Source organism: Photorhabdus cinerea, from assembly GCF_011189575.1.
Classification (GTDB): Bacteria; Pseudomonadota; Gammaproteobacteria; order Enterobacterales; family Enterobacteriaceae; genus Photorhabdus; species Photorhabdus cinerea.
Genome location: NZ_PUJW01000010.1, coordinates 180,208 through 193,242, shown reverse-complemented (window position 1 = coordinate 193,242; position 13,035 = coordinate 180,208). Strand labels below are relative to the sequence as shown.

The following is a 13,035-nucleotide window of genomic DNA, read 5'->3' as shown; positions in this document are numbered from 1 at the left end:
AAACCTGAGGTGAACTCGACTTTTTTATGTTTATCCCACCATAAATAATCTTGATAGTTAAATAATAACAATATCAAACCATTCTAATGCAGGATTAATTACCTGTCTGAATGGATGGTATAAAATGTGATCAAAATCTGGTTCTTTAACCCTGACAATGGGGAATGAGATGTATTAAATGCTGTAAAGTGGCGATAAGAATGGAAATGCTCTCTATTTACTCCAAATCCAGTACGTTTTGTTTCCGCGTAATGGTATTACGTCCCCAACCATAAATAGCCATATGGACACCGACTCAATTCAAGTGGGTGAATAAAATTTTCTGACAACGTAGTCGCAAACATATATCCGGCTTCAATGAGTCCTGATGAAAATCCGCACTCTCTGCCCTCATTATTTCAACAGTCTCGATAGACTGAGCTATTTACCAGGTTCACAGAGAGTCGGTTCTACCTGTCAGTACATCAACTTATGGACTTCTACATCATTTACATCATGGGTAACTCATCGTGGTTCATAAAGCGACTGTTGATTAACCAGAGCCCACGCAATTCGGGCATTTTTATTTGCCAGAGCCACCGCTGCTTTATTGAACTCACTGCGGGTTATCACGCCTTTTAACCCGCGAATGAAACGCCTGTCAGTATTATGGAGAAGTTAATTTATTGGAGAATTGCTAAATATGATAATCAGGTTGTTGCAGCTGTATTAATTGAGCAAGAAGACAATAATTTAACATTCAGTTGTTTATCTGTATTACCGGCATTCAGGTGCCGGGGAATTGCCAGAAAATTACTCAATATCATTTTCCAAGAGGCAGTCCAGCAGGCGAAATTACCTATCATTATTGCATTACGTCGTTCACTGGAGATGAATATTCATTTCTTTACTCAACGAGGATTTGAATATTTAGGCCCTTTTAATACCAATAAACACGATCTCTATATCTGGCGATCAGGAGAAAATGAATGAACAACACGGTTATTGTATTAGGATATCGTGAAGGTATTGCGACAGCTTTAGCTCATCAGGGATATCAGATTATTCATATAGTGAAAAGAGTTAAACCTGCCCTTAATGGCACGAAGTACTATATAGTTAAAAATCTGGAAGATGCACAAGAAGTTCTGCGGTGTGTATTAAACTTTTCCTTATATACAGTTATAGGCATTGTCACAGGCAACGGAGACAGTGTATTTACGGCGGCGATATTACGCGATATGTTGCAATTATAGATAACATAATGAATCAGACACCTTTTCATTATGTGGTTGCAAGTTCAGAAAGTAATATGGCATTTGCTGGATTTCTCCGTAGTCGCTATGGATTGTCAGGCTTAAATTACGAACAGGCGTTATGTGTAACCAATAAATGGCGTATGCGTAAATGTCTTGAAGATGAATTACCTGCTCACAACACCACTGACTAGTGCAGGTAATTTACCTAAGCGCTATGCTTACTTATTGGAAACATTAAGCATGTTTGAATTACCAGCAAAGCTTCCTGACAGAAAATATCCGAGAGTAGTGAGGCGTAAACCGCAAAAATACCCGGTAAAAAGAAAGGCCAGTCGGCTTAACTGACTGGCATTAGGGCCTCATGCCCGGTTTTTTTACCCTTATATTGAAAAAATAGTCTTCTGATTATTTTAACTCCTCATTAATGGCCTGCCGAACTATCAACTTTGCAGCCCAACTCGTTAAGTTGATGATTTCATCATTTTCTAAACCAAAAGTATCTTTCAGAATAGTCATAGCCTCTGTACCATATAAAACTGAAATCAACATAATAATCTTATGTATTGTGTCATCGTTAAGCTGACCTTTTAGAGGCGCTAACGCCGCAGAAAGTGTCTCTTTACGGTTACTTTTTTTCTTTAAAACAGGTCGTTTGTGGTTATCTTCACCGGATAAAGATTCCTGCCAGCGTAACTGAGAAATGCGTAAAGCATCCCTCATCAGTGCTTCATTGGCTTCTATTTCTTCATAACCCCATCTTAATAATTTCTCAATATTTTCCTCTGCATCATTGCCCATAGGGGGGATAACGAATGATCCAATGACTTGTTTTACAACATATTCGACAAAATCACTGTGGGTTGAAAAGTAGCTGCGCAACGTGACCTTCGCATATTCAGCTTCATTAGCAATCTCTTCAGGAGACGGAAATTTTTTTTCACGATATAACTTCAGAGCTGAATGAGTGATACGTTCCAGGGTACGACGCCGGACTGGTGACAGATTTTCTTCATCAAACAGAATCATTTAACCTCCTTAAAATTTTAACTGTATAGCATTCATAATAAAAAATATCACTAATGATAAAAAATAACTTGCATGTTGTAAAATATTACAATAGGTTTACATTCGTCTTTGAACTGAGTATGCCACATGGGGTGAACACTATGACGCGATTTGTGGTTGTCGTTGGCACAGCAGACACAAAACTGGACGAGCTGGTCTGGTTGAAATGTTGTTTACACCTCGCAGGAGTTGATTCAATCATCATTGATGTGTCTACATCAATTCCTGGGAAAGATCATCAGAATAAAAAGATAGATATTCATTCACTTCAGGTGGCTGAGTATCACCCCGCTGGCGCTGATCCCGTTTTTTGTGGCGTGCGGAATAAAGCAATAACCGCGATGTCTGTCGCCCTCACGAATTTCCTGAACAGTTCAATCGACGATATCGCGGGGGTGATTGGTATCGGCGGCTCAGGCGGAACAGCGTTGATTACTCCGGCTTTGCAAAGCCTGCCGATCGGTTTGCCTAAAATCATGGTATCAACGATGGCATCAGGGAATGTCTCAGCCTACGTTAGGGCCACCGATATTGCCATGCTGTATACGGTAACCGATCTAACGGATTAAACCGTATTTCTCGTTCAGTCTTGTCTAATGCTGCAAATATGATGGCCGGCTCTGTCAATTATTTTACGCCATTGGCTAATATTCATAAACCCGCTTTAGGGTTGACGATGTTTGGTGTGACGACTCCGTGCATTAATCAGCTCACCACTGAGTTAAATACCCAATACGATTGCCTGGCTTTTCATGCTACCGGCAATGGTGGAACAAGCATGGAGAAATTGGCTAAGGACGGCGAATTGGTTTGTGTTTTGGATATTACATTAACAGAAATTGCCGATCTGTTATTTGGGGGTGTTTTGGGTTGCCCTGACACACGTTTAGACGTCATTGCAAAAAAAAGCATTCCGTGGATCGGCAGTGCTGGTGCTTTGGACATAGTTAATTTTGGTGCAAAGGACACGGTTCCAGAACGCTACAGCAATAGGCTATTTGTTGAGCACAATTCTCAGGTGACCTTGATGCGAACCACACCTGAAGAAAACTATCAACTTGGTATCTGGATAGGGAATAAACTTAATAAGTGTAATGGACCTATTCGATTTATTATTCCGGAAGGCGGATTCTCTGCGCTAGATTGCCCTGAACAACCTTTTTATTTACCTGCATCAACACAGGCTTTCTGTCATGGACTAAAAAAAACAATAAAACAAACAGAATTGCGAAAAATTATAAAAACACCTTTTCACATCAATTCACCACAATTTTGTGCTCTTGTAATACAACAACTCAAGGAAAGTATAGAACACCAGGGAATTTCTTATGAAGAAAAAATATAATCAAATTATTGAAACTCTAAAACAAAAAGTCGAACGTAACGAAACTATTATTGGAGCGAGTGCTGGCACGGGTCTTTCGGCGCGTTGTGAGGAAGCCGGAGGGGCAGACCTCATTATCGTATATAATTCTGGACGCTTCAGAATGGCTGGCAGAGGATCATTAGCCGGATTAATGCCATACGGTAATGCAAACGAAATTGTCAGAGAAATGGGTAATGAAATATTGCCGATAGTTAAGGAAACACCTGTATTGGCGGGTGTCTGCGGTACTGATCCATTCTGTAATTTATCTCTTTTTCTGGATGAACTGAAGGCACAAGGTTTTGCTGGTATTCAGAACTTCCCAACAGTAGGGCTTATTGATGGAAAGTTCAGAAAAAACCTGGAAGAAACAGGCATGGGCTATGCACTGGAGGTGAAGCTAATCCGCTTGGCACATGAAAAAGGAATGATTACCACTCCTTATGTTTTCAATGCAAAAGAGGCTGAAGCGATGGCACAAGCAGGTGCTGATATCATCGTCGTACATCTGGGGCTAACCACTGGTGGTGATATTAGTGCTAATACATCATATGATCTGAAATCTTGTATACCAATCATTAACGCTTGTGCTTCGGCAGCTAAAACTATCCGAAATGACATTATTACTTTGTGTCACGGTGGCCCAATTTCGGAACCAGAAGATGTCGCCTATATTTTGGCTCATTGTCCCAATTGTCATGGATTCTATGGTGCCAGTTCAATGGAGCGTTTGCCAACAGAACAAGCCATCAAACACACGATCCAGAAATTTAAAGAAATTAATCGGGATTAGTGGGAATTATACTTAAGCTATGTGGAAACTATGCTATCAGAACTTGACCATCAAGACGGTAGCTTATTGGTCGAATCCGCCTTATTTAATTAATTGAAACACCCAATCTCGGAGAGTATTGGGTAATTCCAGTATTTTTTTGTCCGTGTTATTCGTCATTATTGTTGTCGAAAACAGCGTTCAGTTTTTGTTGATAAACACTGAGGAAAAAGGTATTGAATAATGTCGGTGATTGTTGACGTATTTCTTCGATAGTTTGTTGGTAACGTTCAGTAAAGTTATCCCATAACTTTGCCTTACGGTGTTGTGTGCCATTTATGTGCCAGAAGTGTGCTGCGGGAACACTGTTTTCATCGTAGGATGGGTCAAAACGATGCATGATGGAATTAAGGCAATAGAAAAGTGCTTCTTTCATAGCTTGTTCATGTCTGTCTGACATTTGATATGTTTGTGGTGCGGCCATGTCGTTGGCGGTGGCGGCTGTCGGTTCTTTTTTGAATAAGCATAACGGATCGAGCTGTTTTACCTGCTCTTCCCATAGTTGCAATGGTGTAACAGAGAGGCGGGTATTTTGCTGAAATAGAGTCTGACTGCTGGCACTGTGATGTTGGGCCGTAAAGAGTTGCATCGGATCGGTAGGGCGGGTAGCGAGTTGGGCAAGGGATAGCATAGGCTCTGTTCCTTGTTTCGGTAGCATAAAATCTGCCAGTGACAGTTGCTCGTCCTCTGTAGGATTTTTTTCTGTGAGCAATGTTTCATTTAATTCGTCCCATAGTGCTGTGGAAATATCAGTTTCTGGTATTTCTTGTTCGGCAGAACGATATTTTGTTGTTTCCGTTTCATTTACAGTCAGGTAATAATCGCCAATCTGGAGTTTACTATTTTCTTGCAGAGATGTGGTTTCTCCACGCGCTAATGGGATATTGTTAATCATCATGAAAGCAGTTCCAATATTAGTAATAGTGCAGGCACTTTGGGCAGAAATATGCACACTGGCTTGTAATGCCGAAATACAACCACTCGGATCTGGCAACACAAAATGATTATCTTCGCTGGTACCGATAGTGCCACCGGGAGGATAAAAAATATGACTGCTATTTGCTGTCATATCACCTGATGGAGTCTTGATAATGGTTATTTGCATAATAACTTCGCTTATTATCTTGAATGATTATTTAACCTTCCTCCACGAAAAAAAGTGTGTAGTTTCCTGACGGAAACCAACATAGCGTATTCCGGGAGGAAGGTTATTATTTTTACTGACTTAGCTGTCAGTGAGTGTTTTATTATTCAGGGCGGTTAGTTTGTGTGTTCCATTTAAACTCCACTTCAGCGCCACTTTTTCCTTCGTTATCTTGTTCCTTATAAATCACTTTGGCTTTATTCGGAGAGAAACTGTATTTGACGCCAATAGTACCGGGTTTAATATCAGTTGAGCCTTCTGTCAGATGTGGAATGTCACGGTTAAAGTCAACGAGTTCAATGTTGTCAAGTAACGCACTTTCAAGCGTAATAGTGGTGAACTCTTGTTGCTCGTTTCCAGCTTTGCGCATGGTTAACTTCACTTCTGGAAGATGAACCCCTTGTGCTAATTTCTGCATTAACGTTGGCATTGCCTTATCCATACGGGCATAGACCACCAGAGAGTGAATTTTGGCGCGCCCACTTCCGCCACCGCCACCACTACCCGTTTCTACTGGTTGCGACAACTCCCATTTAAAGGTGTGCACATCAATACCATTGGGATGATTGCTGTCTTTACATTCACCAGAGACATCTTTGATATCCAGATAGATGCTGTTGTTCATAATCGTATTCCTTCATTCAGTGATTTTCAGGATTAACCGCCGCCCTGTTTCAGGGAGGGCAGTTTTGATACCAACCGCAGGGAAACCGTTAATCCCTCCAGTTGATAATGGGGACGCAGGAAGAATTTGGCCTGATAGTAGCCGGGGTTATCTTCCTGTTCGCTGACTTGTACTTCTGCCGCTGCCAGCGGTTTGCGCGCTTTGGTCTGTTGTGAGGAGTTAGTGGGATCGCCGTCAACATAGTTGAGAATCCATTTATTCAACCAGCGTTCAATATCATCGCGACTCTGAAATGATCCCACTTTGTCACGCACAATACATTTCAGGTAATGCGCGAAGCGGCAGCAGGCAAATAGATAAGGTAAACGGGCTGCCAGATTAGCGTTTGCCGTGGCATCCGCGTCCATATATTCCGCCGGTTTTTGCAGTGATTGAGCGCCGATAAATGCGGCAAAATCAGAATTTTTACGGTAAACCAACGGGATAAAACCGTTTTTGGCTAACTCAGCCTCACGGCGGTCACTGATAGCGATTTCGGTCGGGCATTTGATATCCAAACCACCATCATCTGTTGGGAAGGTATGGCAGATCAGTTTATCTACTGCTCCGCCTGACTCGACGCCCCGGATGGATGCGCACCAGCCATATTCTTTAAATGAACGATTGATATTCACCGCCATTGCATAGGCTGCGTTGCTCCATACGTAGTTACTGTGAGTGGCCCCTGCGGTTTTTTCTTCGAAATCGAATCCTTCAACTGGATTGGTACTGATACCGTAAGGTAAACGAGCCAGAAAACGTGGCATGACCAAGCTGATGTAACGAGCATCTTCTGATTCACGCAAACTGCGCCAGGATGCGTATTCGGTGTTGAGAAATATCTTGCTCAGATCGCGCGGGTTTGCCAGCTCTTGCCAGGTTTCCATCTGCATCACTCCGGGCGAAGCGCTGCTAATAAAAGGGCAATGGGCAGCGGCAGCGATACGGGCCATTTCTCCCAGTAACTCAACATCCTGCGGATTGTGGTCGAAATAGTAATCACCGACCAGACAACCAAGTGGCTCTCCGCCAAATTGGCCGTACTCTTCTTCATAAATCCGTTTGAATATAGGACTCTGATCCCAAGCTGTTCCTTTATAGCGTTTCAGCGTGCGTCCCAATTCTTTCTTTTCGATGCTCATAACACGTATTTTCAGCATTTCGCTGGTTTCCGTGTTATTTACCAGATAGAGCAGGCCACGCCATGCCCCTTCCAGAGCCTGAAAATCAGGATGATGAAGAATTTCGTTGATCTGTTGAGAGAGTTTGTTGTCAATAGCGGCAATCAGCGCTTGAATAGTGCTGAAAGTGTCGCTCGATAACGTCAGGCTATTTTCCAGAGCCTGATGTGCCAGAGTTTTAACCGCATTTTCTACAGCAAGGCACGCTTGATCTGTTTTCGGGCGAAACTCTTTTCTGAGTAGTGCACTGAGTTCTCCCTGACTGTAGCTGTCGGCCTGAGTTTGGTTTTCACTGGCGGCATGGATTTCAGACTGGCTCATGAGTGCCTCCTTGATCTTGTTCTGCTACCGAGTCTGTGGATTCCGCACTATTCAACGGTGCAGTACTTAACGATTTCAGCAATTCAGGATTTTGCAGGATGGAGGCGATCAGCTCTTCGGCACCACTTTTGCCGTCCATATAGGACAGCAAATTGGCCAGTTGAGTACGGGCTTCCAAGAGTTGATTAAGGGGTTCTACCTGGCGTGCTATCGAATCAGGTAGAAAATCATCCATGGTGTTAAAAGTGAGTGCTACCTGAATTTTGCCTTCGCCGCTCAGGGTATTGTCCACCGGAAAAGCCACGCTTGGGCGTAGTGATTTCATTCGGTCATCGAAGTTATCAACATCAATATCGAGAAACTTGCGCTGACCCAGTGGAGGAAGTTGATCAGCAGATTTTCCGGTTAAATCCGACATGACGCCCATGACAAAGGGCAGTTGAACCTTACGTTCACTACCGTATAGTTCGACATCATATTCAATTTGTACTCGTGGAGCACGATTACGAGCGATGAATTTTTGCCCGCTATTTGATCCTGACATAATATTCTCCATCGGGAAAATCAGTGGTTATGGGTAATTAACGAAGCACAACAGTTCTTCTGGTGTATTACCTGATATTCTGTTGTGTTTTTGACCTCGTTATGTGTGCTTTTCACGGCCAAAAAAGTGTTCAAGTTGATCAACAGCTTCTGGTGCAAGGTTGCGCATAATGCTCATAAAATCCTGACTCATCAGGCGTTGTATTCGTTCAATCATCAATGGTGCCGGATGGCTGGATTCATGTAGCAGAAAGTACTGTCGCACTGCTTCCAACGCCTGTTGAGCCTGTTCACGGTTTTGAATGCCGGATGTCTGCCAGCCATTGGATATTTCTTGTTGTGGATGCATATTCTCTGGCAAGGGATATACCGTATTGTCCACAGTTTCAACCGAGTTGGTTTCAGGGGCGAGAAGCTGTGTCAGATGATGCAGTGTTGCCATTTGACGGCGCATATCTGGCAGCCCGCTGTCGCCAAGATGACCGCGCAATGTGCTAAACAAGCATTGAAGGGTGGCCGCAATTTGTGGGATCTGCTTGATGACCGGTGCTGCGCTTTTTCGTAATTCGGCGATCAGAAGATCGATCCCGCCGGGAAATGGGTTGTCTTCTGCACTACTGCCATCCAGACATTTCATCACATCCGTTACTGTAAGAGTGCTCCCGTTCAGATGGGCGAATTCACAAAGGCGTACCTGTTTAGCCAGCGTGAAACCGTCACTTAGTCCTTGTAATGCGTTAATACGCATCAGCAGGTCTGGCTCACCATCTAGCTCTGCGGCTGGCCACAATGTTTCCCAATAACGGCTGATCGTCTGTTCCAATAACAGCAGCCCCTGCTCATATCCAGCCAAACCGTGTTGATTGCACCAAGCTTGCATTAGCAAGATGATAATGCGCAGATCCTTACTGCGAGCTAGCAGAACCAAGGCACTTTTCTCTATCTGACGCCAATCTGGTTCCTGAGCTGGCATGATAAAGTCACCGAATTGCTGTTCAGCTTTTCCTTCGGCCAATTGAATCAGTTGCATGAATTCGGCACTGTATTCCAGTTCTTCTCCACAGGGATGTTCCTGGCTGATCGGGTTAAGCAAAGAGGCAATATTCATCAGGTTTTCCTTATGGCTTGATGCAGGTAAATTCCGGCAGAACAAACGGGTTGTGTATGCTATCGGGGGTGAGTATCAGTGTGGCCTGGTGCCCTGCCAGATTGAAAGTGATTCGGTAATGCATGCTGTCCTCCTGAAACCATTTTCCTGCATCAATCAGCCTGTTTAATGCCCAAGGTCCTGAAGTTTCCAGTGATTTGGTTTTGCCATTAGCCAACAGCATGGTCAGTTTGGCTTTACCGGCATTATTGCTACCGGGCCAGGTGAAGTACCAGGATGTCAGCGGCCCGTGGCTGTAACTGGCACTTTGATCGTTGAGTGTCAGTGACAAGGTCAGGATGTCGTTATCCATCTGTTTAGGTTGCAAGGTAAGGGAGAACGATGGCTGTGAAGAGGCAGTACTAAAGAATGCATCGCGGACAAATTGCGCTTGCCGGAATGTTTTTAGCAGTGACTGATCTTCTGGCTTGGTACTGCCTAGCGCCCAAGGGAAAAAGCGCCATTCGTCGCCCTGAGTGCTAACCTTATCCACCAGATACTGATTAAAAAAACGATCCATTAACCCTTGGTTTGGCGCAAACATATGCGCCATATCATCAGGTGTAATATCACGTTTGCTGTGGCGGGATAGTGGATAACGCCCGGCAATGGCCTCACGACAGAAGTCACTTAACTGAGCATTAGCCAATTGGTGTATACGCGAAACCGCCTGTTGTTGTGTGTCGCCTTTGGCCCCCTGCGTCATGTCCATAATAATGCTGCGGAATGGAGCAGGCAGGCGGCCCGCATCAGCTTGTAATTGCGTCAGTATGGTACCAGAGGGAGATGCTGCGGCTTCGCCATTTTCCTGTAAGGCGGTGAGGTAACGATACAGATCACCCAGTTTATTGAACAGATCATCAAAAGCGATCGTGTCATTGTGATCTCCTTGTGGACGTGCCAGATCGAGCAGATCACGATAGTGGCTTATGACAATCTGTTCTGGTGAAGGTGGTGCTGGAGTTGTTCTGACCGCCGGAAACAGATTTTGTAATTTTCGGGTGGCTTCATCGTTCAGTTGCTGGCTCAGCTGCGTGAGTTTGCCGTGATCTTCTGGTGGGGAAAGTGCAACAATGTGGCTGATACCAATCAGCAGATTACGCAGGGGCGAATGGGCGCCAGAGAGAATACGCACATTATTAATACGCTGGTTGAGGCTACTTGTTGGGATCAGGACGATATCATTGAGAAATGTATCCCACTCCAACATAAAGTCATCCATATAAAGCTGGCGTACCCGGCAGGCGGCGTCGCATCCTTCCTGTACCTGTGGCTGAATATTGAGAACCCAGCGATCAGTGTCACGAAGTGTCTTTACCGTATCATCTACCTGTGCAACCAGACCGTGCCAATATCCGTCTGGTGTAAAAAAGCCGGGGATTGTCGCAGTATCTGGCAAGTCGCTTTTACGTTTTAATACCAACTCAGCCTGAGAACCCGCCAAATCAAGCAGATTGACGGATTTGAAACGTCCGTTATTGATCAATCTTTTTTTTATGCTGGTATAAACCCGCTGGGAAAACGTTGAACGCATGATATTTTTTATCGCTTCCTGTATCAGTTGTTGGTCCTTGTGTTGGGACCAGGAAGGCTGACTGTGATTCAGTAGCTGATAAAGATGTTCCTGAAGTGCTTTACGTTGTGCCTCATTCAACTTTTCACCACCAGCAATATGAGACAGATTTAACATCAGCCAAGCGGTAAGGAATTTGCCATTGTAATGTTGTGTCTGAAATAGCATTTGGTAGGCTTTCAGCGCTTCGTAAGTTGATTCACTGTTATCGCTATCAGCTTGCTGACGCAGGATACTTTCGACTTGCTGCGTCACCAGCGGCAGCAATAAATTCTTTAACGCATGCTGATAAACCGGGTAGCTGGCACTGTTCAGTTGGGGGCCTTGATACAATCCCATACCGTAAACAAGCGGCGGGCTGTCTGGATTAATTTGCTGATTTGCTGTCAGTGACTGTAGCTGTGTCAGATACTGGATCAAGTGTGGTAGATCGCGATCTGATGGCTTGTTCAGCGCCTGACCCTGTTGTTCCAGTAGCGGAAGTCGGGCCGCAATTTGCTCCAAATAGTCATTGTTATTGTGGTAACTTGTCAGTAACAGTAAGCAGATCCCGGCCATTAGACTGAGTAACAGGCTACATCCGGTCAGCAGCATAAAGCGCCGGCGCAATTCGTACATGCGATTGATACCAGCCAGTCCACTCTCAGCCAAAATGACTTTTTGGAATAACTGTCTTAGAAAGTAACTACGGGCAGTCCGGTTAGTTGTTTCACCATCGCTATTGGTAACAGAGGAAAGCGCATAACTGTAATCAAACAGATTATCTTGCGTAGCTCCATTACTGTGCTGAAATTCCCCATGCTTTTGGTTAGCACTGGTGAAATAGAGACCATGTGGTAACCATGGACGATCAAAGCCAGAAGTGGCAAAAATAATACTCAGATAACGCATCAAGACCGGGCGTAAGGTGGCGAATGCTTGCGGGAAGGCAAAGCTTTGTTCCCGCTGAGTAATATCCTGTTGGGCTATTAAGGTATCCGCTAGTGCCGCGTCCAGACGCTGTTGCAAATGGTTATATTGCTTATCCAGTATCTGTTGTAAATCGTTATGGGAATGCAACTCCTGTTCCCAGGGAAATGTAAAACCCCAGACCTGATCCAATTCTTCACCATAAAAACTGTTGAAGTAGCTACTAAACCCAGGGAGCAAGTCGGCTTTGGTGATCATCACGTAGACCGGAAAGTCAATTTTCAATTGCAAACGCAAATCCATCAGTCTCTTACGCAGTAATAAAGCCTGATGATATTGTGCGTCATTATCTTGTTGCAGCAGATCTTGCACGCTGATTGTCAGAATAACGGCGTTGATTGGCTGACGTGGACGATAACGTTTTAGCAGTTTCAATAAGGTCTGCCATAAAGGGTTGCCTTCCTTCAGGTACTCCCCTGCGGGGCTAAGAATGACGCCTTGAAGGGTGAAATACCATGAACAGTGCGATTCGGCATTGGTTTCAGGAAAAGCGAACTGGCTTGGATAGGTTGTGTGGTAGAAGTCTAACCCTGAATTTAGCAGAGCTTTATCTTTACCGCATCCTTTGGTACCCAAAACCAGATACCAGGGCAGGCGATAGAGATAGAATTTGCCAAGGCGTGTAGTAAGTTGTTCGCCATTCAGACGCAGCCCGCGTTTAATCAGGGCTGCCGCCTGTTTAAAGTTGTCAGAGAGGGATTGAGAAGCACTTCGGGTTGTCGGTGTGACATTGCTGACATGGTGTAAGCGCCGGCGCAAACAAGCATTTGTCCACACTTGATAGAGAAAAGGTAACAGCCGTAGCAGTAACCACAGCGAAATTAGGGCAGTGATAGCGATTTGGCGTTGGACTTCGGTTACCAGTGGATGCAGATCACCAATGGCGATAAATGGTCCCATAATCCAGATAAGCAGACACAATGCGGCAACGATCAGCGCCCCCCAAAACAGGCGATTAGTGATGATGGCGATAAATGCTCTTAACATTTTCT

General features: G+C 44.4%; 11 protein-coding genes and 2 pseudogenes. 5 read left to right on the top strand and 8 right to left on the bottom strand.

What is annotated here, in order from left to right; all coding sequences use genetic code 11:
• Nucleotides 1-504 precede the first annotated feature (504 nt).
• A pseudogene (locus tag C5469_RS24470) lies at nucleotides 505-627 on the bottom strand (IS110 family transposase); the annotation flags it as partial.
• Nucleotides 628-648: 21 nt separating this feature from the next.
• Between C5469_RS24470 and C5469_RS11830 the strand changes: the two are divergent.
• The 3 genes from C5469_RS11830 to C5469_RS11820 are packed head-to-tail and all read left to right on the top strand — an operon-like array spanning nucleotide 649 to nucleotide 1,429.
• A complete protein-coding gene (locus C5469_RS11830; protein ID WP_166306535.1) occupies nucleotides 649-972 on the top strand; it encodes a GNAT family N-acetyltransferase in 324 nt (107 codons plus the stop codon).
• Entirely contained in the window at nucleotides 969-1,235 is a 267-nt protein-coding gene (locus tag C5469_RS11825; protein WP_207628960.1) for a hypothetical protein, read from the top strand. Before C5469_RS11830 ends, C5469_RS11825 begins: the two co-directional genes overlap by 4 nt.
• Before the next feature lie 8 nt (nucleotides 1,236-1,243).
• Nucleotides 1,244-1,429, top strand: a complete 186-nt coding sequence (locus tag C5469_RS11820; RefSeq protein ID WP_166306532.1) for a hypothetical protein — start codon at nucleotides 1,244-1,246, stop codon at nucleotides 1,427-1,429.
• Nucleotides 1,430-1,643: 214 nt separating this feature from the next.
• On the opposite strand, the gene C5469_RS11815 is transcribed toward C5469_RS11820, so the two are convergent.
• Nucleotides 1,644-2,264 (bottom strand): TetR/AcrR family transcriptional regulator, encoded by a 621-nt coding sequence (locus C5469_RS11815; RefSeq protein WP_166306529.1) that lies wholly within the window; start codon nucleotides 2,262-2,264, stop codon nucleotides 1,644-1,646.
• A gap of 140 nt (nucleotides 2,265-2,404) precedes the next feature.
• Between C5469_RS11815 and C5469_RS11810 the strand changes: the two are divergent.
• Nucleotides 2,405-3,648 (top strand): annotated as a pseudogene (locus tag C5469_RS11810) (Tm-1-like ATP-binding domain-containing protein).
• Nucleotides 3,632-4,462, top strand: coding sequence for a phosphoenolpyruvate hydrolase family protein (locus C5469_RS11805; protein WP_166306526.1), 831 nt, complete (start codon nucleotides 3,632-3,634; stop codon nucleotides 4,460-4,462). Before C5469_RS11810 ends, C5469_RS11805 begins: the two are co-directional and overlap by 17 nt.
• Before the next feature lie 148 nt (nucleotides 4,463-4,610).
• Here C5469_RS11805 and C5469_RS11800 read toward each other — a convergent pair whose 3' ends face one another.
• From C5469_RS11800 to tssM, 6 genes are all read right to left on the bottom strand, one after another.
• Nucleotides 4,611-5,606: a type VI secretion system-associated FHA domain protein gene (locus tag C5469_RS11800; protein ID WP_166306523.1), complete on the bottom strand. Its 996-nt coding sequence runs from the start codon at nucleotides 5,604-5,606 to the stop codon at nucleotides 4,611-4,613.
• Nucleotides 5,607-5,748: 142 nt separating this feature from the next.
• Nucleotides 5,749-6,270 (bottom strand): Hcp family type VI secretion system effector, encoded by a 522-nt coding sequence (locus tag C5469_RS11795; protein WP_166306520.1) that lies wholly within the window; start codon nucleotides 6,268-6,270, stop codon nucleotides 5,749-5,751.
• Nucleotides 6,271-6,302: 32 nt separating this feature from the next.
• Complete coding sequence (tssC, locus tag C5469_RS11790; protein ID WP_166306517.1) at nucleotides 6,303-7,811, bottom strand: type VI secretion system contractile sheath large subunit; 1,509 nt, start codon at nucleotides 7,809-7,811, stop codon at nucleotides 6,303-6,305.
• Entirely contained in the window at nucleotides 7,798-8,355 is a 558-nt protein-coding gene (gene tssB, locus C5469_RS11785) for a type VI secretion system contractile sheath small subunit (protein ID WP_166306514.1), read from the bottom strand. The genes tssC and tssB overlap by 14 nt, the downstream gene beginning before the upstream one ends.
• A gap of 99 nt (nucleotides 8,356-8,454) precedes the next feature.
• Complete coding sequence (gene tssA / locus C5469_RS11780; RefSeq protein ID WP_166306511.1) at nucleotides 8,455-9,462, bottom strand: type VI secretion system protein TssA; 1,008 nt, start codon at nucleotides 9,460-9,462, stop codon at nucleotides 8,455-8,457.
• 10 nt (nucleotides 9,463-9,472) lie between these two features.
• Complete coding sequence (gene tssM / locus C5469_RS11775) at nucleotides 9,473-13,030, bottom strand: type VI secretion system membrane subunit TssM (protein WP_166306508.1); 3,558 nt, start codon at nucleotides 13,028-13,030, stop codon at nucleotides 9,473-9,475.
• Nucleotides 13,031-13,035 lie beyond the last annotated feature (5 nt).

Coding starts and splice junctions, on each gene's coding strand:
- C5469_RS11820 (WP_166306532.1), top strand. CDS start 1,244: ATGAATCAGACACCTTTTCATTATGTGGTTGCAAGTTCAGAAAGTAAT.
- tssM (WP_166306508.1), bottom strand. CDS start 13,030: ATGTTAAGAGCATTTATCGCCATCATCACTAATCGCCTGTTTTGGGGG.
- C5469_RS11825 (WP_207628960.1), top strand. CDS start 969: ATGAACAACACGGTTATTGTATTAGGATATCGTGAAGGTATTGCGACA.
- C5469_RS11815 (WP_166306529.1), bottom strand. CDS start 2,264: ATGATTCTGTTTGATGAAGAAAATCTGTCACCAGTCCGGCGTCGTACC.
- tssA (WP_166306511.1), bottom strand. CDS start 9,462: ATGAATATTGCCTCTTTGCTTAACCCGATCAGCCAGGAACATCCCTGT.
- C5469_RS11795 (WP_166306520.1), bottom strand. CDS start 6,270: ATGAACAACAGCATCTATCTGGATATCAAAGATGTCTCTGGTGAATGT.
- C5469_RS11830 (WP_166306535.1), top strand. CDS start 649: ATGGAGAAGTTAATTTATTGGAGAATTGCTAAATATGATAATCAGGTT.
- tssB (WP_166306514.1), bottom strand. CDS start 8,355: ATGTCAGGATCAAATAGCGGGCAAAAATTCATCGCTCGTAATCGTGCT.
- C5469_RS11800 (WP_166306523.1), bottom strand. CDS start 5,606: ATGCAAATAACCATTATCAAGACTCCATCAGGTGATATGACAGCAAAT.
- tssC (WP_166306517.1), bottom strand. CDS start 7,811: ATGAGCCAGTCTGAAATCCATGCCGCCAGTGAAAACCAAACTCAGGCC.
- C5469_RS11805 (WP_166306526.1), top strand. CDS start 3,632: ATGAAGAAAAAATATAATCAAATTATTGAAACTCTAAAACAAAAAGTC.